The following is a 24,421-nucleotide window of genomic DNA, read 5'->3' as shown; positions in this document are numbered from 1 at the left end:
CGCTGCCACGGGCCCCTACACACAAGGAACAGGAATGCCCCAACCTCGCTACCCCGCCGCGCCGCTACGTGCCGCCGCGCAGAACATCGTCGACCACTACCGCGACATCGGATACGCCGCCGAGAAATGCGGCGTCGCCAACAACACCATGCGACGGGTACTGGACCCCCACACCACCACCGTCGGTGTGCGCGTCGCCCGCAAGATCGCCGGCGCCACCGACACCCCAATCCCCGACCCCGTGCCCCGGGTCACCAGCCGGCAGCGCGTCGCCGACCAGATCATCGACATCATCGAAGCCACCGGCGGAGTCCAGCAGGCGGCCGAGCGCACCGGCATGACCCCCGCGCAGTTGGGCACCATCGCCAACCACCTCGACCAGCGCGTACCCCGCCAGTTGGCCGACCACATCCAGAGCTGCCACCAGAAGATCACGGGTCGGAACGTCGCATGACCACCCACACCATGCCGCTGTCGTTCACCCGGCCGCCGCTCAACCTCAACCAGCGGCTGCACTGGCGGAAGAAAGCAGCGATCACCCGCGAACTCCGGCGCGAAGCATGGGTCCGCGCCCGCGGCATGCGACTCGGCCTCTACCCGCACATCACCGTCACCCTGCACTGGCAAGCCCCCGACCGCCGGCGCCGCGACTCGATCAACCCCACGCCGACCCACAAAGCACTCGTCGACGGACTCGTAGACGCCGGCGTCATCCCCGACGACACACCCCAGTACGTCACCGAACACATGCCAGTCATCCACCAATTCGAGCCCGGCACGCCCGCATCCTGCTGGCTCGAAATCACCGCCCAGGAGAACCGATGAAAGCCCAGTTCAACCGAACCACGCTCGTCAACGCCACCGACCTCGTCAAGCCCGCACTCCCCCTCAAACCCACACAGCCCGTACTCCGCGGACTGAAAATCACCGTCCACGACCAGGCCGCCACCCTCTCCGCGTTCGACCAATCCACCAGCATCACCACCCGCATCCCCTGCGACGACAACAGTGCCGTAGCCGCCGAAGACGGAACCGTCCTCGTCGCCGGCCGAGTGTTCGCCGACATCATCCACCGACTGCCCAACAAACCAGTCGTCATCACCGCCACCAGCTCCGCCGTACAGATCACCTGCGGGCGGTCCAAAGTGGAACTACCCGCCCTGAACCTCGACGACTACCCACCCCTCCCGGACACCCCGGAGCAGGTCGGCGCGATAAACGGACACGACCTCACCAAGGCGATCTCCGCCGTCGCCACCGCGTCCTCCCGCGACGACACCCTCCCCATGCTCACTGGCGTGAAGCTCATCGCCACAGATGGGAAGTTGACCCTCGCTGCCACTGACCGGTTCCGCATGCACATGCACCACCTCGACTGGGACGGCGACGACCTGGACCTACTGCTCCCGGCCCGCAGCCTGCAGGACGCCGCCCGCATCATCGGCTCCCAGCCCGCCCAGATCCTCGCATCCGACAACCGGTTCGGATTCACCGTAGGCCCCACCACAATCATCGGCCGCGTACTCGATTCCGACTTCCCCAAGGTCAACAGCCTCATCGCAAAAACATGCACCACCGCCGCCCGAATCGGCCGCCAGGCGATGACGGACGCGGCGAAGCGCGTGGCCGCCATCGGAGACGCCACCACGCCCCTGCGGCTCGAGTTCAGCCACGGCGAGGTCACCATCAGCGCACAGTCCAACGACACCGGATCCACCAGTGACGTCGTCGATTGTGGACTCCTCGGCGAACCGATGATCATTTCGCTGCACCCGGGCTACCTCACCGACGCGCTGGCGTCAGTGGGCGACGACAACGTGGTGTTCGCCCTCAACGGCACCAGTTCTAACCCTCGCCCCGCCACGGTCTACCCCGACAGCGTGATTGAGGACGCGACAGAGATGGCGACCCCGACGACGGACCGGGTGGCCCTGGTGATGCCGGTCAGACTTCCGGGCTGAGCACGCCCAGTAATGCTCTCATTGGTCTCAATGTCTGCTACCATCTACCGCATGGGGAGACCATTGTGCGCAGGTAATCGGGCCTACACCGACCCGAACCACCACGACGCCCACCAAGCAATCGCCGCCTGCCACCACTGCCCCCTGATCCGTACCTGCGCCGCCGACGCCCTCCGGGCCGGCGACTCGTTGGACGGGTCCATGCGAGCCCCCGCCACCGGGGTGATTGCCGCCGGCGTCATCTGCACCGGCGACCAGCACACCGCGGCACAGCTCGCAGCCATCGCCCATGTCCCAGCCCCGCAGCCCAGGGCCCGGCGTACTCGCATGCGACGCCCCGACAACTGCCTGGGATGCGGGCGCCCGATGAGCGTCCGCCCCCGCGGCGACGGCGTGCATTTGACCCCGGACATCGTCACGCACTGCGCACACGGCTACTGCCGCGACTGCGACAAGGCACGGCGACGCTCCGGCGAGATCACACCCACCCGCACCCACACCCGCGACCTACTAGGAGCAGCATGAGAATCCCCATCACCCTCGACCCCGGCGCCCTGCCGCCACGACAAGCCACACCGGGCGCCGCGGCCCACGACCTTCATGCCCTCACCGACGCAACGATCCTCCCCGGGTGGGTTGCGAAGATCCACACCGGCGTGCACCTCGGACTCTCCTACCCCCACTACGCCTACGTCCTGTCCCGGTCGGGCCTGGCGTCCGGCGGCGTATGGGTCGCCAACGCGCCCGGCCTGATCGACGCGGACTACCGCGGGGAGGTGTGCGTGCTGCTGTACAACTCCACCAACTACAAGTACCAGGTCACCGCGGGGGACCGGGTGGCCCAGTTGCAGCTCCCCCGGTGTCTTTCCCCCGAGTTCGACGTCGTCGACGAACTCGACGGCACGACCCGCGGCGACCGCGGTTTCGGATCCACCGGCACCGGGCAGGCGGTGGCCGTCCAGTGAGCTACCACGCGACCGTGTACTCCGCCCCGGGTTGCCAACGCTGCCGCATCACCTCCCTGCAGCTCCAGAAGATGGGCGTCGAGACGACCACCGTGCAGATCTCGGACCACCCGGACAAGGCCGCCGACATGCGAGCTCGCGGCGAACTCACCCTGCCGTTGGTGGAGGTCACCGGCGACGACGGCGAACGCTTCCGCTGGACCGACATGCGCAAAGACAACCTCGACGCACTGAAAGCACTGGTGAACTCATGACCGACCAGATCAACCCGGCCCACTATCGGGCCCATCCGGCGTTCGGCATCGAGTGCTACGAGCTGACCAGGTTCATGGACTTCACCACCGGCAACGCCTGCAAGTACCTGTGGCGCAGCGGCCGCAAAGGCGACGCTGTCGAGGACCTACGCAAGGCGCACTGGTACCTCGAGCAGCTCCCGTCGCCGAACATCAGCATCATCCCGCAGCAGTTGGTCGACATCGTCGCCGCGCAGGCCCGCGGGTTCCTCGAAGACCGGGAATCCGACGTCGAATGGTTGACCGTCGCCGCGATTCTCCACCTCATCCTCGACGACCGCGAAACCGCCCGGGACATGGTGCAGACCGCCATCCAGAAGGAGAACTGCTGATGGATGACTTGGAGCGCTGCAAACGCAACCACCCCAGCAACTGGGCCCGCGAGCACGCCACGTTCGAACGGCTCATGCGGCAGATGGAGGACGACGATGCCGAGTAAGCACCTGCGTGCCGCGCCGTGGGCCGCGGCCCTGTTCGCCATCATCGTCGCGGGCATGGTCCTCGACAGCCGCGGCTCAGCGCCACTAGTCGCCGTCGCCGTCGTCCTCACTGTCACCGCCGCGTGGCTGGAACTCACCGAGCGCATCGACGATGACACGTGACCGGCCACCATGCCCCACCCCCGCCAAGCTCGCCCACCCCACCTGGTGGCAAGCCGACGCCGCCCTCGGCCGAGCCTGGCGCCGCGGACGCAACACCCACCTCCCCTGCCGCGCCTACCACTGCCAATGCGGCGCATGGCACCTCACCAGCCAACCACTAAGGAGCACCACATGAAGTTCGAAGAACGACTCGCCCGCGCCATCGCCGACCTTGAGAAAGGCATCGCAGAAGCAACCGAGGTCACACCGCGCAGGATCGCCGCCGCATTGATCGGTACCGGCGTCGTCGCCCCCGCCGCCCCCGGCAGCCGGGAGCGCACCATCATCCGCACACTCCTTGCCGTAGACGCCAAAGGCATCGCCGACGGCGGCGACATCCTCGCACTCGAAAAGCACGGCATCGACATCATGACGCAACTCGGATACCTCATCGAGGACCCGATCAAGAAGGCCGTCCGGAGCGAGATCAACAGCAACGTCTTCCACATCGCCCTCAACAACTGGGCCAACAACGTCACACCGCCCACCACAGGAGACCCCGAATGACCAACCGCCAGCCCGCCCCACCCGACAACGCCCCCACCGTCCTCGACCGCACCGGGCACGGCCCCTGGATCTGGCCCGTCCGCGGCCGATTCTTGGTCACCAGCATCAAGCGGCGGCCCCGGAACGCCGGCTACCAGGAGACCAAACGCTGCCAAATCGTCGGCGACTACCCCACCATGGACGACGCACTCCGCGGCGCCAGGATCCGCCGACTCGGAGTGGCTCACTTCCGGCAGGGCGCGTTCGAACGCATGAGCTAGGCCCTACAGAAACCATGTCCTACCCGCAAGCTATCCTCCTGGTATGAGCATCCACGATGACGCACAGGCCGTCCTCCAAGCTGTATACGACCTCGAACAGCAACGCATACACATGCCCCACCTGGAGAGGGTCGCAGAACAGGCCGACCTCCCTGCGGAACAGGCTGACCGAGCCGTCGCATGGCTCCGCGACCGGGAGTACCTCAGCGGGGCGGGAGGGTCTTGGGGTGGCGGTTTCGCGAGAATGAAGACGACCACGAAGGGCCAGAACATCATCGAATTCGGCAGGCATGTCCGCGACGTCGAAGGCGCATCTGAACAGCCGGCGGGAACGACAGTCAACAACAACATGAACGGCGGAAACCTCCACCAGCAGGTCGGCGACGGCAACCATCAAGACATAACCATCGGAGTCTCTACTAACGAGCTCAGAAACCTTATCTCCGCACTTCGCGACGCTGGGGCAACCGACGCGGCGAACGAGGTCGATCAGGTGACCCGCGGTGGCAACGATGTGTCCGGAGCTAAGAAGGCACTCGGCATCGCGGTGTCGGCGCTCTCAGCTGCCGCCAGCATGGCCAGCGTGGGGACAGCAATCACTGCCGTTTTCTAGCGCCGACCTGTAGATGCAACGAGCGAACGTCCCGTCGGTATCCTAGTTCCATGGCAAACATATTCGTAGAGCGCGAGGCGGTCCTGAACGCCATACATGCGCTGCACAGAAAAGGCTATGCCCATCCCGGGAGGGACCAAGTAGCTATGGCATGCGGACTCGATAAGACCACCACTCTCAATGCCACGAAGTGGCTGAGGGACCGGGATTTTATCGATGGCACCGGAGCGGCCGACGGGTTCCTGTTCGTCATGCACATCACCCCCTATGGTGAAGACGCCGTTGACAGCGGAGCAAGCTTGAAGGATCTGACTTCCCCTAGGGGCCAATCCCATACCCGGGGAGATGTGCACATCACGAACAACACTAGTGGCGGACCTCTGAACCAGCAGGTCGGTGACCACAACCAGCAGCAGATCAACATCGGTGTCTCGCCGGACGACATCGCTGAGCTGATCGCCGCGCTCAAGGAAGCAGGGCATGAAGACCTTGCGGCGGAGGTTGCAACGGCTACAGACAACGGTCGGGCGCCGGGCAAGGTCGGTAAGGCTCTGACCACAGTCATCCCCGCACTGACGGCCGCCGGCGAACTGGCCGGAGCAGCCCAGATCATCGCAGGCTTCTTCTAACGCACCATGATCCGGCCTATCCTGGGTTCATGTGCGCTTCGTACGGACTCGACCCCCTCAGCACCTACGGCCTGGAACCGCTCGACGAGCGGGAGCCCCGGAACGCGCTCGAGCGGTGGATGGACGATCGTGGCGGCACGGCGAAGATCACCGGGAAGAAAGCCAGGAACCTCAACCCGTTGATCACCGCCGACGAGGACGGCCACCGGGAGCTGGACCTGGCCTGGTGGTGGATCCACCTCGGCAACCAGCCCGCCGAGTTCTCCGCGTTCAACGCCCGCGACGATAGGCTCCTGTCCTCCCGTGCGTGGAAGGGCCCCTTCAAGCAGCACCGAGCCCTCGCGCCGGCGACCTGGTACGTGGAGAAGGGCAAACATTTCGCCCTCCCTGACGGTGAAACGTTCGGCATCGCATCAATCACCACCACCGCCCAGACAGACGACGGAGACATGCTGACCTACGCTCTCGTCACCCGCGACGCCGTAGACGAAGCCGCGACCGTCCACCCGCGGATGCCGCTCATCCTGCCCCGCGACCTCCACGACGACTGGCTCGATCCCACCATCCTCGGCGACGGCGACCTGCTGGCGGAGGCACTCTCGGCGTCCGAGGAACTCAGCCGCGCCGTCCACATCGTGCAGCCCGGCAGCGCGGACGCCCTGTTCTGACCAGAGCCCCGCAAACCTGCCGCTACCGCCCCTGGAGGATGACGATCGCCACCGCCGGCCCGTCACCGAGGAGTACCACCGCGCCCAACGGTCCCACGAAAGTGGGTATCAGACACTGTGAAATACGCGTCTCGGTGACCAAATGAAGTTACCCCTGATGTACAGTTGGACTCAGACGGTCCTCCTAGCCCGTCTTCCCAAAGGAAGAAGCGCCCCACTCACCGGCCAGTAAGTGAAGCGCTTCTGAGACTCTAGAACTGTACCCAGTCGATCAGCTTGTGACATCCTTCCACAAGTATTCTGGATACCGTTCCTGCCAGGACCCGCATCGTAAGTTCACTCCTTACGGTGCGGGTCTTCTTGTTCATTGAACTCGATCCCGACATTTGCCTCACCTCCTCTCAACGGCAGAGGTGAACCTTCAAGGGGACGCGGTGCCCCTGTTAAGCCCCCACCCAGCGGTGAAGACTCCTAAACAGGACACCGCTTCGAGAAGGTCGAGCGTCAGGTTTCCCCGGGCTCTATCTGGATCGTATATCACTCGCTCCCCTATGTCATGCCGGTTAACGACATGCCTGTAGTTACCCACTGACCTGCAGTTATCCACTGTCAACCTCTGTGGATAGGTAACTCCTGACCTGTGTATAACTTGCATTCATCAGCAAGGTAGCTGTGGACAGATTGTGAATAGCGAACATCGAGCTGTGCACTTCTTGTGGACAAAAGTGTCTTGCCTGAACACCCACTCCCTCGTGCGATCCTCCGGGACATGACCTCCACCCGCATCACGCAGCTCCGCTTCTATCCCGGCAACGCCCGCCGCGGTGACATCGACCTCATCGCCGACAGTCTGCGCGTTAACGGGCAGGTCGCCCCGATCGTGGTGAACAAGGGGACACACGCGCCCGACCTCACGGACACCATCTTGAGCGGGAACCACACAACCATGGCGGCACAGCGACTCGGCTGGACGCACATCGACGCGCACTACGTCGACCTCGACGAGGACGCCTGTAAACGGGTCGTACTCGTCATGAACCGATCCTCCGACCAGGCCACCTACGAGCTGGAGGAACTGGCCGCCCTCGTCGGCAACATCGGCAACCTCGACGGCACCGGCTTCTCCCAAGACGACCTCGACGCCATGCTCGAAGCCCTCGACAACACCACCGACGACCTACTCGAGGAAGGCGACGGCGGCGACGCCCCGGAGGGCTACGACCTCACCGTCGAGTGCGAGTCCGCGAACCAACGCGACACGTTGAAGGCGAAACTCATCTCCGAAGGCTTCACCGTCTCCTAGTCGCCCCGCCCCGAACATCCGGACAATTCTGTCACTGTGACGGCCTGCAATGCACCGCCCCAGGAGGGCGCGACCAGGCCCAGGAGGTCACCGTGGGATTCGCACACCAAGACACCCAGCAAGTCCAGATCATGAAGCGAGCCGAGAAGACCTACAGTCTCCGCCTCGCCGGCTTCACCTACCGCCAGATCGGCGACAAGCTCAACATCGGCATCGACACCGTCCGCAAAGACATCGACCGGATGAAGGTCGAGTACCCGGAGACCACGGCCCGGGAACTCGTCGCCGAACAACGCGCAAAGCTCGTCGAGATGATGAAGCCCCAGTACCTCAAGGCCGCCGGCGGCGACCGTAAGGCCGCGGAGCTGATGCTGAAGATGATGGACCATGAGGCGAAGCTGTTCCGCCTGTACGAGCAGGACCAGGACAACGGGCAGCAGGCCGCGGTCGACGCGTTCAAGGCGCTCGGCGACGCGATCCGCAGCACGGTCCCGAAGGCCGAGTAGTGCCACTGTCGGAGAAGCAGATCGCCGCGTACGCCGCGTCGGATCAGTTCGTCAACGTGTGGGACGGTGCCGTTCGCTCCGGGAAAACGTTCGCGTGGATCCTGCTGATGCTCGAGGAGATCGCCCGGTACGACTCCCCCGGCGCCCTCATCGTCGTCGGGAAGAACCGCGACAGCATCTACCGCAACGTGTTCGAGCCGATCGAGGTGGTGCCAGAGTTCGAGCGGGCCCGCCCGTTCGTGAAGTACCGGCAGGGCGCGGCAACCGCGATGATCTTCGGCCGGAAGGTCCACGTCATCGGCGCGAACGACGCCGGCTCCGAGTCCCGTATCCGCGGCATAACCGCCGGCCGCGCCTGGTGCGACGAGCTGACCGTGCTCAACCAGGCATTCTTCAAGCAGCTCATGAACCGCCTGTCGATCGAGGGCGCGAAGCTGTACGCCACCACCAACCCCGACAGTCCGGGGCACTGGTTGAAGAAGGAGTACCTGGACAAGCTCGACGACCTGCCGTGGTCGTACCACCACTTCACGATGGAGGATAACCCTGCGCTGCCCGAGTCGTACAAGGAGAACATGCGCAGGTCGTACACGGGCTTGTGGTTCAAGCGGTTCATCCTCGGACTGTGGGTCAGTGCGGAGGGCGCGATCTACGACATGTGGGACGAGGACCGCATGGTGGTGGAACCGCAGGAGATCCCCCCGATCGAGCGGGTGCTGTCGCTGGGCATCGACTACGGCACGACCCACCCGACGGCCGGCCAGTTGCTCGGCCTCGGTACGGACGGGCGCCTGTACGTCATCGACGAGTGGCACCCGGGCCGCGCCACCGACGGTGCCCTGTCCGCAGACCTCACCCGGTGGCTCACGCAGCACCCGGACCCGGAGTGGGTGTACGTCGACCCCGCCGCCGCGTCGTTCCGTCTGCAGTTGTTCGAGGACGGGTACCGGAAACTCCGCCCGGCCGACAACCACGTCATCGACGGGATCCGCACCGTCGCCACCCTCCTCGACACCGGGGCCCTGCGCATATCGTCCACCTGCACGGGGCTGATCAAAGAGCTTCCCGGCTACCGGTGGGACGACAAGGCAGCCGAGAAGGGCGATGAGAAGCCCATCAAGGAGAACGACGACTACACGGACGCCCTGCGCTACGCCGTGATGTCCAGCCGTTGGGCGTGGTCCAGGCTGATCGACCGACAGGAGACCCCGGCATGACACTCCCCGCAGACGACACGGCGTGGCCCCCGGCCCCGTGGCAGCCGTTGCACGACATGGTGGCGGACGCCAGCGTGTGGTGGGAGGGCGACACCAGGAAGCTGCAGGGCCACTACGCTGCCGGCAGTGCCCCGGCGCCGCGCCCGTCGCAGTTCGCCGGCGGACTGGTGGGCGCGACCAGTCGCCTGTTCTGGGGGAAGCCGCAGACGCCCGGGCAGCGGCAGCGGAAACTGCACCTCCCATTGGCCGCCGACATCGCCAACTTGTCCGCGAACCTCATGTTCGAGACGCCGCCGCAGGTCCACCTCGCACAGAAGGGCAAGACCGACGACGGCGAACCGATCCGCGCCGGCAACGACAAGGCACAGGAACGCCTGGACCTGCTCGTCAACAACGACGAAGCCGCCGAACGCCTACTCGTCGCCGCGGAGTCCTCCGCCGCCCTTGGTGGCGTGTACGGCCGCGTCATGTGGGACACCAGCATCCAGCCCGAACCGTGGATCGACTGGGTCGACACCGACTCCGCGATCCCCGAGTGGAAGTACGGCAAGCTTGCCGCCGTCGCGTTCGTCGAGGGCCTGCCCACCATCGACAAGAAGTTCGTCCACCGCCTCCTGTCCCGCCACTCCCCCGGCCGCATCGAGTACGCCCTGTACGAGGGCAAGGACGACAACCTCGGCCGCCGCATCCCCCTTGCCGAGCACCCGTCGACCGAAGGCCTCGCCGGCATCGTCGACGCAGAGTCCGGTATCCAGACCGGCACGCAGCGGATGACCGCGGTGTATGTCGCCAACGTCCGCCCCGTCGTCGGATTCCGCAAGGACGGGCAGTTGAAGCAGATGGGCCGCCCGGACATCCCCTCCGACTCCTACGGACTTCTCGACATGTTGGATGAGGTGTGGACCGACCTGCGCCGAGAAATCCGTACCGCGAAGTCCCGCATCGTCGTCACCGAATCCATGCTGGACATTGGCAAGCCCGGGCAGGGCGCCGAGTTCGACATGGACCGAGAGATCTACTCCGCGGTCGGCGACACCCCGGACGGCATGAGCCCAGAGTTCTACCAGCCGGACATTCGCGTCGCCGCGTACGCGCAGGTGTGCGAGATGATCATCCGCGAAATCCTCCGCCGCGCCAACGTCAGCTCCCTCACCTTCGGCCTGGACAATGCGGGCGGGTCCGGCAACGTCACCGCACGCGAGATCGAAGCGAACAGCCGCGCCACGCTGCAGACGTTCAAGGCGAAGAGCCGGTACTGGCGGGCCGGGATCGGCAACCTCACCGCCGCCCTCGTCGACGTCGACGCACACCTCAACCACACCGGCGCCGTCCTCGAAGAAGTACCCGAAGTGGATATCACCCCGCCGGTGCAGGAAACCGACCTCGACCGCGCCCAGACTCTGCAGGCGTTGGACTCCGCGCAGGCGATCAGTACCGATCAGAAGGTCCGCTACCTACGGCCCGACTGGGACGAGAAGCGCATCGGCCGGGAGATCGACACCGTCCTCAAGGAGAAGGGCATCCAGGTCGGTGACCCCTTCGGCGACGCCGCGCCGGACGAGATGGTCACCCTCGAGGATCAGGACACCGACAGCGGCGTTGACGCTGACGAGTTGAAGAAGCGTGCCGACGCGATGGGCTCCATGATCCGCGCCGGTGTCGACCCCGAAGACGCGGCCCGCCGGTCCGGGTTCATCGGCACGAAGTTCACCGGCGGCCGGCCGATCACGATGCGCTACGCAGACCAGGAGTAGCCCGTGGCCCTCGATCCGCAGGACACTGAAGGTCTCGAGGATGAGACCGTGGCCGCGTGGAGTGTCGCCGAGGATGTGATGATCGGTGTCATGGCCGCGGCGGCCATGCGCGCTGCCCGGAAACCTGGCGTGCCGGTGCGGCTGGCCGCACAGCAGGAGTGGGCGCGGACCGTGAACCCCCGGGTGACGGCAACCGCCTCCGGGCTGGTGACTGACACGCCGGCGATGGTGGAGCGTGCGACGGAGCAGGCCGCGATCCGCGGGGCGGAGGCGGCAGCGCAGGAAGCGACGACTGTGCGCCCGGCGGCGCCCCGTCACCGGGCGACGCTGCCCGGTTCCGCTGCACCTGCCGCGGCGCGACATCGGCTGTCACCGGGGGCGCCGGGAACACCGCCTGCCCCGCGCACCCCGGGTCCGGACACCGCCCCAGTAACGCCTCGACCTCGGACGATGACCCTGCCCCGCACCAGACCCCGGGTTCCGGGCAATACTACCCCGCCGCCCGTGCGCCCCGGCCGTGCCGCCGCCGAAGCCACCGGACGGGCCCTCGACAAGGCTGCCCGACAAGTCCCCCGCAGCGCGAAGTCAGCGTGGGACCGCATCATCAACGATGCCGTCAACCGCACCGTCGCCGGGGAGCTCACCATCGAGCAGGCCATGCAGCAAGCCATGGACCAGGCCGCGAAGGAGGGCATCGGCTTCTACCGCGACAGTGCCGGACGCAAGTGGGGCCTCGACACCTACAGCGAGATGGCGATCCGCACCGGCACCAACCAAGCCCTCCGCGACGCCCACGCCGCCGAGCTGTTGGCCCAGGGCATCGACCTCGTCATCGTGTCCTCCCACGCCAACCCCGCACCCCAGTGCGCCCCGTACGAGCAGAAAGTCCTATCGCTCACCGGGGAGCACCCCAACGGCCGGCAGACGATCGACGGGCAGTCCGTCACCGTCACCGCGTCCATCGCCGAGGCCGAAGCCAACGGACTGCACCACCCCAACTGCCGGCACACCCACACCGCCTACCTGCCCGGCTTCACCGACCCCCTCCCCGTGCAACCGGACCCGGACCACGAGGGCTACAAGGCGACCCAGCAGCAGCGCTACTTCGAGCGCGAGATCCGCCGCTCGGCCCGCATGGAGGCCGCAGCGACCACCCCGGAAGCCCGGGCGAAGGCCGCGGCCCGACGCCGCAACTACGAAGCGAAACTCTCCGCCCACCGCAGACAGTGGGACCTCCCCCGGCGCCGCCACCGCGAACAACTCCGCGGACCCAGTGGCGGCGCTGCGGCCGCCGGACGGCGACGCACACCAACCCCAAACCCCACCCCGGTTGCAGGCGCCCGCCGCGGATCCTCCGGTGGCGGAACGCCGCCCGTGCCGCCGACCACTACCCCACGGCCCCTCATGTCCGGAGGTGGAGACGACCCACGGCGAATCCTCGCCAACGAACTCGAAGCTGCCGACCTCACCATCCCGATCGACCACATCATCCGCGGTCGAATCGGGCCAAGGGCCGTGGGAGGCGCTCACGACCCCGCCCGCCGCACCGAAACGGTCCACGCGATCCGTAATGGAGAATCCCAACTCCGCCCCGCCGGAAAGACTTACTTCCCGCCCCTCGCCGGCGGTACCGTCGCACTCGAGAGGTGGCTCTCCGCTCCCGATGGGCCTGTAGTCGCCGCCCTCAGAGAGCCGGACCATGTGAACCACGCAGCGGCTGGCCTGTGGGTGGTCAACAAACGCACGACGACTCCCGATGGCGACGAGATCATCCTGGAGGTGGTCGCCGGAGCGACGAAGAGATCGAACCCCGCGAGCTTCCGGGTGACGTCCGCGTATCCGATCCGCGGCGACCGCGTGACCTGGATGGATCCGGATGGTAACCTGTACTACATAGACATCGAAGGGAGGGTCACACCGTATGAATGACATCAATGATTTCATGGATCGCGTCGCAGCGGAGGCAAACCCTCCCGCGGTGTACAACCGTGCGAATGCCCAGGACATGGAGGACTACATCCTCCTCTCAGACTTGGTCGAGTCGGAAGCGCACCTGCCAGCGTCGCTCAAGCGTGAGTTCCTCGACGTGATGGTTGAAGACCACGGCGAGGGCGAACCCTCTTCAGACGTCATCCTCGAGATGGTCGAGGACTTCGCCGCGATGGATCCGGTGGTGGACTTGGAGTCGTTGGGCGGCGGCCGTGAGACAGCGGCCTGACCTCGCGCCCGATTGAACCCCCGACCGAATGCCGGGGGCTCGTTGCTGTCTGGGAGCTATGCGCCTCGTGCGCGGTACTCGAAACCCTGCCATCCGGACAACTGGTCGGTGACATTGTCGACGGCATCATTGCTGTCCATGATGCCAACCACGGCGATGGTCCAGCCATCTCCGTAGACGACCCCCATCTCTCCGCGGTGCGCGGTACCGGTCGCGTCGGCGAATAACCCTGACGCCGTCTTGCTGGGGTTTTCGCTGTCGATCGTAAAAGTGTAGCCGTGCCGTTCGCCCCAGCACTGGTGCGATCCGTCGTCATTCTGGGCGTAGTCGTCGCAGGAATCGATCTGTTCGAGGGCGTCGCGGATGTCGTCAGACGCCGTCCACGATGCGGAGTCGAGGGGGTCAGCGGGGGCGGTGGTGGTCGGCTCTTCTTTCTCGGCGTCCCCCGAGCATGCAGTCATAGCGAGCGTCGTCATCGTCGCGATGGCTGCCGCGGATAGTTTCTTGAACGTCATTAGTTAAGCATATGTGAGCGCCCGCCGGCTCACAGAATCCGGCCAGGAACTAACCCGAATCCTGACACCGCCCGCCGTGTGTGACACTCCCCCTGTCCCCGCCGTCCGGTGGGGTGTAGTGACGATGAACAGGGGAAACTCTCGTGTCCGACACGACAGCAACGTCCGACGCCGCCACCTCTGAGGTGACTGAGCAGCCCGCCGACACCGGCGAACAGACTCAGGTCACGCCCGGTGATGTTGCGGCACGGTCCGGCCAGGAGCCGACCGCGGACAACGGCCAGGAGCTAACTACCGACCAGACCACCGACACCGAACTGCCCGACTGGGTGCGCGACAAGCTCGCCAAGGCCAACGCCGAGGCCGCGAAGTACCGCACCCGCGCCAAGGACGCCGAGACCGCCAAGACGAGCGAGTTGGACGCCCTCAAGCAGCAGCTCGGCAAGGCACTCGGACTGGTCGAAGACGACACGCAGGATCCCGACAAGCTGATCCAGGCCGCCACGGCGGAGCGCGACAGCATGGCCCAGCAGCTCAACGAGTACCGCCAGGCCGACGCTGTCCGCACCGCCGCCGACGGCAAGACCAGCGACGTCGCCCTGCTCACCGCACTACTCCAGTCCGACAAGGCATTCGCCGAGCTGGACACCACAGCGGACGACTACAACGCCCAGGTGGCCGCCCTGGTCGACGCGAAGATCACCGCCCACCCCGCCCTCAAGGCCCAGGCGGCCGCATCCGGGGTCGACACCTCCACCACCAACACCGGGTCCAACCGGCAGATCCGCCGTGAAGACCTCGCCAACATGAGCGCCGCCGAGATCAACAAAGCGGCCCGTGAAGGCAAGCTCAACCACCTCATGAACCAGGAGAACTAACGTGAGCGTTGCAACCTTCATCCCCGAACTCTGGGATGCCGCCATCAAGGAGCCCTACGAGAAGGCTCTCGTCTACGGACAGCCGACTGTCGCATCCAACGCCTGGATGGGCCAGATCAGCAACGTGGGCGACACCGTCCACATCTCGTCCATCACCGCGCCAACCGTCAAGGACTACGTCCGCGGCCAGGGCATCGAGGTCGACGACGTCGACGTGTCCACCACCACCCTGCTCATCGACCAGGGCAAGTACTTCGCATTCAGCGTCAACGACGTGGACAAGGTTCAGGCCGCTGGCGACTTCCAGGGGCCGGCGACGAACTCCGCCGGCATCGCCCTGCGGGATTCCGCGGACAAGTACCTCGCGGGCCAGCTTGCGGCTGGTGCGCTGGCCGCGAACAAGCTCGGCACCGTGCAGGTCGTCAACGACGACCCGGCCCGCGCCGGTTCCGAGTCCAGTGCTTTCAAGGTGCTGGTGCAGCTCGCCAACAAGCTCGACAAGCAGTCCGTCCCGACCGCGGGCCGGTACGTCATCGTCGGCGCGGACACCTACTCCGCTCTGCTGATGGATCCGCGCTTCACCCGCGTGGACGCGTCCGGCACGGAGGCCGGTCTGCGCAACGGTATCGTCGGCCGCGCTGTCGGCTTCGACGTTCTGGTGTCGAACAATGCCCCGGTCACCGCCGGCCGTGAGCTGGCGATCGCTGGCGTGTCTGATGCGTTCGCGTTCGCGGATCAGATCCTCAACACGGAGGCGTACCGCAGCCAGTCGGACTTCGCCGACACGGTCCGCGGTCTGCACGTCTACGGCGCGTCCGTGACCCGCCCGGAGGGCATCGCCACCGCGTCCATCGACATCGTCGACCCGACCACTGGTGGGGGCGCGGAGGGAAACGCCTAGGCGGGGCGCTGCCCCTTCGCTTGGGGTAGTCCACCCCGCACATCACTGACTGAAAGGAGGTCGCCGTGGCGTTTACTCCACGTGACGACTGGAAGGCTGGGGACGAGTACCCGGCCGCCCGGATGATCGAGCTGGAATCCGAGGTAGCGGCGAAGGCCGCCCAGGGCGAGCCAGGTAAGGACGGCTCCACCCCCGCCATTGGGGAGAACGGGAACTGGCACGTCAACGGACAGGACACGGGCACTCCGGCCCGCGGTCCAGCCGGCAGCGACTCTGCCAACCCGTTCACCGAGGATGAGGTCACCGCGCTCAAGGCGCTCGTGGCCGATGGTGGCGGCGAGTAGGCCGTGCTGATCTACGCGAACCGCGACGCGGTGGAGAAATGGACCGGCCAGAACGCCCCCGACAATTGGGAGCGACTGGTCAAGAGGGCATCCACCATGGTCGGGGTCGCCACCCGCATGGCCCGCTATGAGGTCACGCCCGCTGGACTGCCGGCGGACGATGACCAGGCGGAAGCCATGCGTGACGCGGTGTGCGCCCAGGTCTCCGCGTGGGACAAGGCCGGTATCGACCCGGCGGCACCGGAGACGGAGGCGCGGGTGTCGAAGACCTCCATGGACGGCGCGTCGTTCGAGTACGACCGGGCCGCCGAGGCATCGGAGCGTACCCGCGTGGCCACCACCCTGTGCGAGGAGTCGTACGACATTCTCCGGCTCGCTGGGCTGATCGGGGGCCACCCGTGGCAACGGTAGATGACCTCGCTGATATGTGGTTCCGGCACCCCTGCACCCTCATTTCGGGTGCGGGGGAATCCCCGTATGGGGAGCCGACGGGTACCCGTATCCCGGTGTCCGGGTATGTCCGACAGGTCACCCGAACCGTGGTCGGCGTGTCAGGCCAGGAGCTGGTCACTGATACGACGGTGCGACTGCCACTGATCATCTCCGATGCGGAGGGTAAGCCGGTGCAGGACGACGACGGCCATCCGGTGCGCGTTGTCGAAGGCGACCAGGTGGAGCTACCGGAGCCGTTCAACGGCCGGTGGGAGGTCGACCAGATCAGCCTGCTGCACGGTGCGGGCAACCCCACCCCAGACCACCAGAAGCTCACCATGAAGGCGGCGACGCCATGAGTGAGCTGCAGTGGAACGGCGACCAGATCGCCAACAAGATCAACACCGCCGCGCAGCGGGGCGTGCGTCTCGCCGGCGAACACCTCCGCACCGTCGCGGTCAGCCGGGCTCCGGTGGAGACCGGGCACCTACGGGCATCCGCCGCCGTCGAACCGGGCGAGGGCAAGGCTGTGCAGGTGTGGTTCCGCACCCGCTACGCCATGAAACAACACGAGGAGCTCGGCTACCAGCACAAGGACGGGCAGGCCAAGTACCTCGAATCCGCGATGACCAGTGAGCGGTCGAAGCTCACCGCCATCATTGCTCAACAGCTCAAGGGGGGCCTGTGAACTCGTACTCCAGCCTGGTGACCGACGTGGCGCAGTATCTCGCCGGCGAGGGTGTGGCCGAATACCGGCCTGACGGCAAGTACCCCAAGGGCACTCACGGCATCTACATCGGCACCATCCCCGACAAGGCGGATACCGGCGTCGGCCTGATCGTGTACTCGGACGACCGCGACCGCGACGACCAGTCCCCCGACATTCGGGTGCAGGTGCGTGTCCGCGGCGACCGTAACTCCCTGCCCGGCGGCGTTTGTCACCGCACCGCAGATCGCATCTTCTCCGTGCTGCACGACCGGTCGAACTACCAGCTCACCCCTGACACCGGCACGCACATCCTACTGTCACGACGTCACCTCCGGGCACCGGAGGAACGTGACGAAAACGGCCGCATCACGCGGGCGGATTCCTACACCTTCACCACCAACCCAGGAGGCTAGCAGTGGCAACCGTAGCCAAGGCACCATCATCCAACGACTTGCAGAGCACCCTCGCACGCGACTGGGCCGTCCAGGTCGACCTCGCGTTCGGCACCAGCGACAGCGAGGACGCCAACTGGGCGTTCGTCCGCGGACTGTCCCAGTTCGCCCCGTCGTTCACCCCCGGCATGCAGGACGACTCCGACATCGACTCTGAGGGCTACGGCTCCCAGATCGCCACCACCATCGCCGCCAAGTTCGAAGGCCAGGGCCGCCGCAAGGGCAAGACCGCGGAGGGCAACTTCAAGCAGGACCCGGGCCAGGCGTACGTGCGCCGCGTCGGCCGGAAGATGGGCCTCGGCAACGTCCTCCGAGCCCGCTGCTGGCGCACTGACGGCGTCGACGAAGGTTACGAGGGGCTGTTCTCCGTCGAGTACACGGAGACCGCCGGCGCGAATGACGCTCTCGACGAGTTCTCCTTCTCGATGCAGTCGCGTGGCAAACCGACCGAGATTCACCCGGTGGAGTCCGCCCAGGGCCCGTCCGTCCCGATCGACGAGGACGAGGACGAGACCCCCGGCAACGGCGGGGCCGAGGGAAACTAGGCGGCCCGCTACCCCTGCGCTTGGGCTGAGCGGGCCCACCGCCACCACGGCCCCGTAACCATCAGGTGCGGGGCCGCACCACTACCACGAGAAGGACACACCGTGCGCGACCTGCGCGAATTCCACGACCCCCGACTCCACCTCCCCATCGCCGGCGAGGACGTCACCATCGACTCCCCCACCGCCGACCAAGGCCTCCGCATCAAACGCCACATGTACTCCGGCGAGTCCACCCCACAGGACGAGATGCGCATGATCGCCACCATCTTCAACTCCACCTACCACGAAGAGTCGGACACCATGCATGGCGGGAAGTGGGACGAACTCAACGCCCTCGGCCTCTCCCTCCACGAGATCATCCACGTCGGCAACACCGCCCTCGCCCACTTCGGCGTCGGCACCGAGTTCGGCGAGTACTGGTGGGAAAACCGCCTGGGAAAAGAAAGCGAGCCGCTGATCCCGGAAGCGACAGCGGCAGCCCAGACGAAGACACCGGAAGCGCCTACGCCGGCGTCGATGCCGAAGAAGACGGGGACCGAAACCCCTTCCTGATCGACGGACCGTACGGCCAGTACGACCCCCGTGCCGGCGCCTACGGCGAGGACGACCCCGGCGGCGGGCCCTACGACCCCGAAACCGGCATCCGCGACTGGTACGGCAACCCCGACGCCACCGACACCACACCAGACCCAGAGCCCCAGAAGCTCGGGTGGGACACGATCCTCGACCACTGGGCCGCTGTAGAAGCCGACCTCCACGCCACATTCGGTGTCGACGTCGAGTCCGGGATCCTCCACCAACGCACCTGGCGATGGCTCCGCACCCGCATCAACGACATCATCGACCAGCCCTCCCGCCTCCGCACCGCCCTCGGGCTCACCACACACACCAGGAGCTGACATGTCCTCAGACCTCGGACACCTCTTCGCCACCCTCGACATCAAAGACGAGCAGTTCAAGCAGAAGATTGCAGCGGCGAAGACCGACCTCGTCGACCTGAAGAAGGCGGCCGACGACGCGTCGAAGGTGAAGCTGGACATCAAGCCGTCCGGCACCGGGGAACTCGACGGCGCGAAGAAGAAGACCGACGAGCTCAATGAGGCGCAGAAGAAGGCTGACGGCCAGAAGGTTGACGTCGCCCCCACCGGCAAGGCAGATGTCGACGCAGCGTCCAAGGCCGCCCGGGAGCTCGAGGCCGCGGAGAAGGGTGCGGACAAGGCCAAGGTCGACGTCAAGCCCACCGGCACCGGCGACCTGGATAAGGCCGCGGACTCTGCCGACGGGCTCGGCAAGAAGCTGGACGAGGCAGGGTCGAAGGCCCCCGACGTCACCCCGACCGGCGCAGGGCAGTTGGACGACGCATCCAGCAGCGCGTCTGACCTCGGTAAGAACCTCGACGCTGTGGAGGGCCCGGACGTCACGCCGACTGGCACCGGCGACGTTACCACCGCAGCGCGGGAAGCCGGCGAGCTGGACACGAACCTGCAGAAGGCCGGGCAGTCCGGCAAGAGCCTGTCCGTGTCCGCCCAGCCCGCGCAGGAACTCGACAAGGCCAGCAACTCCGCGGGCAAGCTCGTCGACAAGCTCGGCGAGGTTGCGGTCAAGACCGCCGGCAAGGCCATCAAGTGGGGTGCGATCACCGCCGGAACCGCCGCCATCGGCGGCATGGGCGTCGCCCTGACCAAGGGATTCCAACGACTCGACAGCATCGACCAGGCCAACGCGAAACTGCAGGGACTCGGCCACTCAGCGCAGGACATCGAAGCAATCATGGGGTCCGCCATGGATGCGGTGAAGGGCACCGCGTACGGATTCGGCGACGCCGCTTCCCTCGCCGCCCAGATGGTCGCCTCTGGCATCGAGCCTGGTGAAGAACTCACCGGAGTACTCACCACCGTCGCGGACACCGCAGCGATCGCCGGCCGTGACCTCAACGACATGGGCCTCATCTTCGGATCTGTGGCTGCAAAGGGGAAGTTGCAGGGTGACGATCTGCTGCAGCTCATGGCAGGAGGCATCCCGGTGCTGCAGATGCTCGCGGAGGAGACGGGCAAGACCACCGAAGAAGTCTCGAAGATGGCGTCCGATGGCGAGATCAGCTTCGAGATCTTCGAGTCTGCGATGAAGAACAGCCTCGGCGGGGCCGCGCAGGACGCGGGCAATACCTTCAAGGGGTCGATGGACAACGCTGGGGCCGCGGTCGGTCGCCTGGGCGCTGAACTCCTGAAACCCGCGTTCGAGGCGGCGCCTGGGGTCATCGGCAGCATCACGTCGAAGATCGACGAGCTGACGGAGTCCGCGGGCCCGGTTGGCGAGAAGCTGGCGGCAGGGCTGTCCGATTTCGCCCAGGGTGCGATCCCGCAGGTGCAGGGCGCGCTGACGACGTTGAAGAGCACTGGCGAGGCCGTGTGGCCGGTGCTGCAGAAGATCGGCGACGTCGCCACCAGCATCCCGATGGGCGCGTACGTCGGCCTGCTCGGCATGGCTGTGGCGAAGCACAAGGGGCTGACCGGCGTGCTGTCAAAGGGCGGCGGCGCGATGAGGGGGTTCGGCAAGGAGGTTTCTGCCACACAGTCGCAACTGATCCTCCAGGGGCGGAACATCGGCACCGTGTCGACCGCGATGCAGGTTCTCGGACAGCGTGTGCCCACCATTGGCCGGATGGGTGAGGCGTATCGCAAGGCCGGTGATGGTATGCGTGTGGCGGGCATGATGTCGCGTGACGCTGGCCGGGAGATGGGCGGCATCGTCGGCGTCGGGAAGCGCGTTCAGGGCGGCATGCAGTCGCTCGGCGGGACACTATCGGGCACCGTCGCCTCAGGATTCTCCCTCGCGAAGTCTGGCGCTTCGGGCCTGTTGAGCGCTCTTGGCGGACCGTGGGGCCTCGCCATCGGCGCGGCGACGACGGCGATCTTCGGGCTCATCTCAAAGCACCAGGAGGCGGCCGCCGCTGCAGCAGAGCACAAGGCGATGCAGGATGAACTGCGAGACTCCCTCGACTCGACGACGGGGTCGATTACAAAGCAGACCGAGGAACTGCAGCTGAGTAGCCTGGAGAAGCGGCACGAGGGGTCCAAGGCAAACGCCACGAAGATGGGCATCAGCGAATCCACATTGACCCAGGCCCTCACTGGCGATGACCGGGCACGCGCAGCTGTCGGGCGAGCCGGCGACGCCTACATCGCCAACGAAGTGACTGGGTCCGATTTCTGGAACGAGTACGGTGAACGCCTCCAAGGCCAGGGAATTTCGGAAACGGACATGGCTGCCGCCATCCGAGAGATGGACAACCAGGAGTACGACGGCGAGAACTGGTCAGCGTTCACCGATGCAATGAGCGAGTTGGGCGTCAGCAGCGCGCAGCGATCAGGGTACGGAGGCGCGCTCAAGGACCTCCGTGACGATGCGTCGGAGGCGACCGAGGCGGTCAACAACCTCAAGGAAGGCATCGGCGACGGCAACCACAACCTCGAGCAGATGCAGGGTCTCGCCCGGGACAACGCCTTGCAAGAGTTCGCAATCGACGCAGGTCAGGCGTCAGACGCCCTATCATTGCTTTCCGATCACGCGATGGAGATGGGCGATTCCCCGGCCGAGGTCAAGGTCGAGATGGACGCGGCAGAATTCGATGAGGTCAAGGGCAAGCTGGACGAGATCGGCATCGCTTACGACTTCAGCGAAGAAGACGGAATCCTGACGCTCGAGATGCCGTCCGGCGCCGGCGTCCTCGAGATGCTCCAGCAGGTCAAGGGCGAGGTCGCGCACTTCGAAGATGGCCGGATCGATATCAAGTCGACCGCGCCAGAAGTTCAGCAGGAACTCGTTGATCTCGGTATTGCAGTTGAGAAGTTTGATGATGAGGGCAACCGGATCGGCATCCACATCGAGGACGACATCCAGAAGACCTTGACTGATCTGCATGATCTCGAAGCCTTCGAGATTGACCCGAAGACGGGCGAGATCACGATCAGCGACAACATCGATGTCGTGACCGGCCGACTCGACGACATCGATGGCGAGTCGTTGTCTGCGGACCTGATGGTCAGCGACAATTCGGATGCTGTGGTACACAACCTTGGGGTTGTGGATGTTGAGGCTCGGACGTTGTCGGATGGCCGGGTGGAGATCACGGACACGTCGGATGAGAATATTCAGCGATTGTCGGACCTGAATATCAAGACGACGACCCTGGATGACGGGTCTGTATTCGTTACGGATAATGCGGATGCTGTCCGTGCGAAGATCATGCTGCTGAACAACCTACGCACGTCGTCGGCGCACACGGTGATTGCTGCGTGGGGTGGTGACCCATCGGCTCAGCGTCAGGCTGCGGGAATGAGCATGGGGCAGGCCCTGGCAGCGGGGAACGACATAAGCCAAGCGCGGCAGCGCGCCAACGGCGGCCGTATCCCGCGCAACGCTCAGGGTTCTCGCCTGCCGCGGTCGGCGGGTGGTGACCGGCATTCGGGTTACCGGCTGCCGACGTCGGGCCCAGGTACTGGGGTGACGGATGGGATTCTGGGGATGAACCCGCAGGGCATCCCGGTGTCGTGGGTGGATGCCGGGGAGTGGATCATCAACGGCGACAGCAGCGAGGCATGGGATGGGACGCTGGCGGCGATCAACGGTGGTCGTCCGTCGCAGATCGTTGCGGCGATGCTGGCGGACCTGGAGGCGCACGCGAATGGTGGCCGTACTTCTGACCGGGTGAAGTCGGAGTTGTCGCCCTACAACGGCACGCCGTATGTGTTCGGCGGGTGGGGCCCGGGCGGCACGGATTGTTCCGGCGCCGTTTCCATGGGCGTCAACTCCTACCTGGGTCGGGATCCGTTGGAGTCCCGCACCGGCACCGGCAACATGGCCGGGTGGCTGGCCGAGCGTGGTTTCCAGCAGGGCCGCGGCGGTCCTGGTGATGTCGTGGTCGGCTGGTACAACGGCGGGCCTGGCGGCGGGCACACCGCGATGGTTCTGCCGGACGGTACGTTCATCGAGTCTGGCGGCAACACGGGCGGTGGGCTGACGATCGGCGGCGCGGCGGGGCCGTTGGATGGCCGCGGCTTCACTGATTTTGCGTTCCTGCCGGGCGACGGTGGTGAGGCTGAGGACGGCTACGACGAGATGGGGTCGTACTCCGCGTACTCGTCGACGGCGGGCGGTCGCTCTGGTGGCGTCGGGTCGAGCGTGTCGAAGTCCGTGAACGGCGGCGCGGGGCCGCTGTTGAAGGACGGGTCTGTGTTGGAGGCTGCGGCCGCGGCGTACTCCCTGCAGACCGGGCAACCGATGCCGGATGACGTCGTGTCCTGGGGCAACGTGCTCGGGTTGGGAACCACGTTCGAGGGCGAGAACCTGGAGACCGAGCAGCGCCGCCACGAACGCGAGATGCGGGCCCACGACCGCAACATCGCGTCCACCGAACGCGACCTCGCGCAGGCGAAGAAGGACATCGGCGAGAAAGAGAAGGCGCTGGCGGAGGCGAAGCCGGAGGACAAGCAGCAGGCCCAGTGGGAGCTGGATGATGCCCGCGATAAGGTCGCTGACCTGTCCGACAAGCTCATCGACATGCGTGATGAGACCGTGGAGCTGCGCAAGACGAATGAGCAGTTGAAGGTCGCGGTGGAGAAGCAGAAGGCGGCTCCGCAGTCTGCGGGGCAGGCGTTCGGCATCACCGCGATGGCTGACGGCGGGATCCTCGGCGCTGCTCGTGACGCGCAGATCAACGAGGGCAGTGCGACGTTGTGGGCGGAGGCCGGGCCGGAGGCGTACATCCCCCTGTCCCGGAACAAGCGGCCACGCAGCCTGGACTTGTGGGCGGAGACCGGGAAGCGTCTCGGCGTCGACGTGCTGAGCATGGCGAACCTGATCGGCTCGGGCCTGCCGGGCCTGTTGGAAGGTCGCTTGCAGTTCTCGTCTGGCGACACCACCAGCCTCGACCGGATGGGCCTGAACATGGATGCGGCGAAGCACGCCGGCGGCCGCGAGATCGGCAGCGCGATCGGCGCGGTGTTCAACGGCCCGGTCACGCTCAACGACACCCGCGGTTACCTGCAGGGCCAACTGAACACCGCCAGTCGTCAGATAAACAAGGCGATGAAATCCCGGATGCTGTAGGA

30 protein-coding genes are annotated in these 24,421 nt (G+C 66.0%); 29 read left to right on the top strand and 1 reads right to left on the bottom strand.

Features of this window, described 5'->3' with window-relative positions; all coding sequences use genetic code 11:
• Window positions 1–34 precede the first annotated feature (34 nt).
• The 19 genes from PQI66_RS09915 to PQI66_RS09825 all read left to right on the top strand — a co-directional run bounded on the left by PQI66_RS09915 (window position 35) and on the right by PQI66_RS09825 (window position 13,535).
• Window positions 35–454 (top strand): hypothetical protein, encoded by a 420-nt coding sequence (locus tag PQI66_RS09915; protein WP_339997949.1) that lies wholly within the window; start codon window positions 35–37, stop codon window positions 452–454.
• Complete coding sequence (locus tag PQI66_RS09910; protein WP_339997947.1) at window positions 451–825, top strand: hypothetical protein; 375 nt, start codon at window positions 451–453, stop codon at window positions 823–825. The genes PQI66_RS09915 and PQI66_RS09910 overlap by 4 nt, the downstream gene beginning before the upstream one ends.
• Entirely contained in the window at window positions 822–1,961 is a 1,140-nt protein-coding gene (dnaN, locus tag PQI66_RS09905) for a DNA polymerase III subunit beta (protein ID WP_339997946.1), read from the top strand. Before PQI66_RS09910 ends, dnaN begins: the two co-directional genes overlap by 4 nt.
• 51 nt (window positions 1,962–2,012) lie before the next feature.
• Window positions 2,013–2,486: a WhiB family transcriptional regulator gene (locus PQI66_RS09900; RefSeq protein WP_339997945.1), complete on the top strand. Its 474-nt coding sequence runs from the start codon at window positions 2,013–2,015 to the stop codon at window positions 2,484–2,486.
• Window positions 2,483–2,926, top strand: a complete 444-nt coding sequence (gene dut / locus PQI66_RS09895; RefSeq protein ID WP_339997944.1) for a dUTP diphosphatase — start codon at window positions 2,483–2,485, stop codon at window positions 2,924–2,926. The genes PQI66_RS09900 and dut overlap by 4 nt, the downstream gene beginning before the upstream one ends.
• Window positions 2,923–3,180, top strand: a complete 258-nt coding sequence (locus tag PQI66_RS09890; RefSeq protein ID WP_339997943.1) for a glutaredoxin family protein — start codon at window positions 2,923–2,925, stop codon at window positions 3,178–3,180. Before dut ends, PQI66_RS09890 begins: the two co-directional genes overlap by 4 nt.
• On the top strand, window positions 3,177–3,551 hold the full coding sequence (locus PQI66_RS09885) for a DUF3310 domain-containing protein (RefSeq protein WP_339997941.1): 375 nt from the start codon (window positions 3,177–3,179) through the stop codon (window positions 3,549–3,551). The genes PQI66_RS09890 and PQI66_RS09885 overlap by 4 nt, the downstream gene beginning before the upstream one ends.
• A gap of 96 nt (window positions 3,552–3,647) precedes the next feature.
• A complete protein-coding gene (locus PQI66_RS09880; protein WP_339997940.1) occupies window positions 3,648–3,821 on the top strand; it encodes a hypothetical protein in 174 nt (57 codons plus the stop codon).
• 171 nt (window positions 3,822–3,992) lie between these two features.
• Window positions 3,993–4,367 carry a hypothetical protein gene (locus tag PQI66_RS09875; protein WP_339997939.1) on the top strand — a complete coding sequence of 125 codons (375 nt, stop codon included), beginning with the start codon at window positions 3,993–3,995 and terminating at the stop codon, window positions 4,365–4,367.
• Complete coding sequence (locus tag PQI66_RS09870; protein ID WP_339997937.1) at window positions 4,364–4,627, top strand: hypothetical protein; 264 nt, start codon at window positions 4,364–4,366, stop codon at window positions 4,625–4,627. Before PQI66_RS09875 ends, PQI66_RS09870 begins: the two co-directional genes overlap by 4 nt.
• A 43-nt stretch (window positions 4,628–4,670) precedes the next feature.
• Window positions 4,671–5,240, top strand: coding sequence for a hypothetical protein (locus tag PQI66_RS09865; protein ID WP_339997935.1), 570 nt, complete (start codon window positions 4,671–4,673; stop codon window positions 5,238–5,240).
• A gap of 50 nt (window positions 5,241–5,290) precedes the next feature.
• On the top strand, window positions 5,291–5,869 hold the full coding sequence (locus PQI66_RS09860; protein WP_339997933.1) for a hypothetical protein: 579 nt from the start codon (window positions 5,291–5,293) through the stop codon (window positions 5,867–5,869).
• A gap of 29 nt (window positions 5,870–5,898) precedes the next feature.
• Window positions 5,899–6,537, top strand: a complete 639-nt coding sequence (locus PQI66_RS09855; protein WP_339997932.1) for an SOS response-associated peptidase family protein — start codon at window positions 5,899–5,901, stop codon at window positions 6,535–6,537.
• Between the two features lie 769 nt (window positions 6,538–7,306).
• A complete protein-coding gene (locus PQI66_RS09850) occupies window positions 7,307–7,840 on the top strand; it encodes a ParB N-terminal domain-containing protein (protein WP_339997931.1) in 534 nt (177 codons plus the stop codon).
• Window positions 7,841–7,932: 92 nt separating this feature from the next.
• Complete coding sequence (locus tag PQI66_RS09845; RefSeq protein WP_339997930.1) at window positions 7,933–8,346, top strand: hypothetical protein; 414 nt, start codon at window positions 7,933–7,935, stop codon at window positions 8,344–8,346.
• On the top strand, window positions 8,346–9,563 hold the full coding sequence (locus PQI66_RS09840; protein ID WP_339997929.1) for a PBSX family phage terminase large subunit: 1,218 nt from the start codon (window positions 8,346–8,348) through the stop codon (window positions 9,561–9,563). Before PQI66_RS09845 ends, PQI66_RS09840 begins: the two co-directional genes overlap by 1 nt.
• A complete protein-coding gene (locus PQI66_RS09835) occupies window positions 9,560–11,317 on the top strand; it encodes a phage portal protein (RefSeq protein ID WP_339997928.1) in 1,758 nt (585 codons plus the stop codon). Before PQI66_RS09840 ends, PQI66_RS09835 begins: the two co-directional genes overlap by 4 nt.
• Before the next feature lie 3 nt (window positions 11,318–11,320).
• Complete coding sequence (locus tag PQI66_RS09830) at window positions 11,321–13,246, top strand: phage minor capsid protein (protein WP_339997927.1); 1,926 nt, start codon at window positions 11,321–11,323, stop codon at window positions 13,244–13,246.
• Window positions 13,239–13,535, top strand: coding sequence for a hypothetical protein (locus PQI66_RS09825; RefSeq protein WP_339997926.1), 297 nt, complete (start codon window positions 13,239–13,241; stop codon window positions 13,533–13,535). Before PQI66_RS09830 ends, PQI66_RS09825 begins: the two co-directional genes overlap by 8 nt.
• A gap of 56 nt (window positions 13,536–13,591) precedes the next feature.
• On the opposite strand, the gene PQI66_RS09820 is transcribed toward PQI66_RS09825, so the two are convergent.
• Window positions 13,592–14,050 (bottom strand): hypothetical protein, encoded by a 459-nt coding sequence (locus PQI66_RS09820; RefSeq protein WP_339997924.1) that lies wholly within the window; start codon window positions 14,048–14,050, stop codon window positions 13,592–13,594.
• A gap of 143 nt (window positions 14,051–14,193) precedes the next feature.
• Here PQI66_RS09820 and PQI66_RS09815 point away from each other — a divergent pair, with 143 nt between their 5' ends.
• The 10 genes from PQI66_RS09815 to PQI66_RS09770 all read left to right on the top strand — a co-directional run bounded on the left by PQI66_RS09815 (window position 14,194) and on the right by PQI66_RS09770 (window position 24,419).
• Window positions 14,194–14,928 carry a hypothetical protein gene (locus tag PQI66_RS09815; RefSeq protein ID WP_339997923.1) on the top strand — a complete coding sequence of 245 codons (735 nt, stop codon included), beginning with the start codon at window positions 14,194–14,196 and terminating at the stop codon, window positions 14,926–14,928.
• A gap of 1 nt (window position 14,929) precedes the next feature.
• Complete coding sequence (locus PQI66_RS09810; RefSeq protein WP_339997922.1) at window positions 14,930–15,829, top strand: phage capsid protein; 900 nt, start codon at window positions 14,930–14,932, stop codon at window positions 15,827–15,829.
• A gap of 65 nt (window positions 15,830–15,894) precedes the next feature.
• Window positions 15,895–16,173, top strand: coding sequence for a hypothetical protein (locus PQI66_RS09805; protein ID WP_339997921.1), 279 nt, complete (start codon window positions 15,895–15,897; stop codon window positions 16,171–16,173).
• Window positions 16,174–16,176: 3 nt separating this feature from the next.
• On the top strand, window positions 16,177–16,584 hold the full coding sequence (locus tag PQI66_RS09800; RefSeq protein WP_339997920.1) for a hypothetical protein: 408 nt from the start codon (window positions 16,177–16,179) through the stop codon (window positions 16,582–16,584).
• 137 nt (window positions 16,585–16,721) lie between these two features.
• On the top strand, window positions 16,722–16,964 hold the full coding sequence (locus PQI66_RS09795) for a hypothetical protein (protein WP_339997918.1): 243 nt from the start codon (window positions 16,722–16,724) through the stop codon (window positions 16,962–16,964).
• Window positions 16,961–17,293 carry a hypothetical protein gene (locus PQI66_RS09790; RefSeq protein ID WP_339997917.1) on the top strand — a complete coding sequence of 111 codons (333 nt, stop codon included), beginning with the start codon at window positions 16,961–16,963 and terminating at the stop codon, window positions 17,291–17,293. Before PQI66_RS09795 ends, PQI66_RS09790 begins: the two co-directional genes overlap by 4 nt.
• Window positions 17,290–17,727, top strand: coding sequence for a minor capsid protein (locus PQI66_RS09785; protein WP_339997916.1), 438 nt, complete (start codon window positions 17,290–17,292; stop codon window positions 17,725–17,727). Before PQI66_RS09790 ends, PQI66_RS09785 begins: the two co-directional genes overlap by 4 nt.
• A 2-nt stretch (window positions 17,728–17,729) precedes the next feature.
• Window positions 17,730–18,311 (top strand): phage tail tube protein, encoded by a 582-nt coding sequence (locus PQI66_RS09780; protein WP_339997915.1) that lies wholly within the window; start codon window positions 17,730–17,732, stop codon window positions 18,309–18,311.
• Window positions 18,312–18,413: 102 nt separating this feature from the next.
• Window positions 18,414–18,863, top strand: coding sequence for a DUF7426 family protein (locus PQI66_RS09775; RefSeq protein WP_339997914.1), 450 nt, complete (start codon window positions 18,414–18,416; stop codon window positions 18,861–18,863).
• A gap of 348 nt (window positions 18,864–19,211) precedes the next feature.
• On the top strand, window positions 19,212–24,419 hold the full coding sequence (locus PQI66_RS09770) for a tape measure protein (RefSeq protein ID WP_339997913.1): 5,208 nt from the start codon (window positions 19,212–19,214) through the stop codon (window positions 24,417–24,419).
• Window positions 24,420–24,421 lie beyond the last annotated feature (2 nt).

Origin of the sequence: Corynebacterium sp. USCH3 (assembly GCF_037619475.1) — a bacterium.
GTDB lineage: Bacteria > Actinomycetota > Actinomycetes > Mycobacteriales > Mycobacteriaceae > Corynebacterium.
The sequence above is the reverse complement of the archived record's forward strand: the minus strand, read 5'-3'. Positions and strand labels throughout refer to the sequence as shown.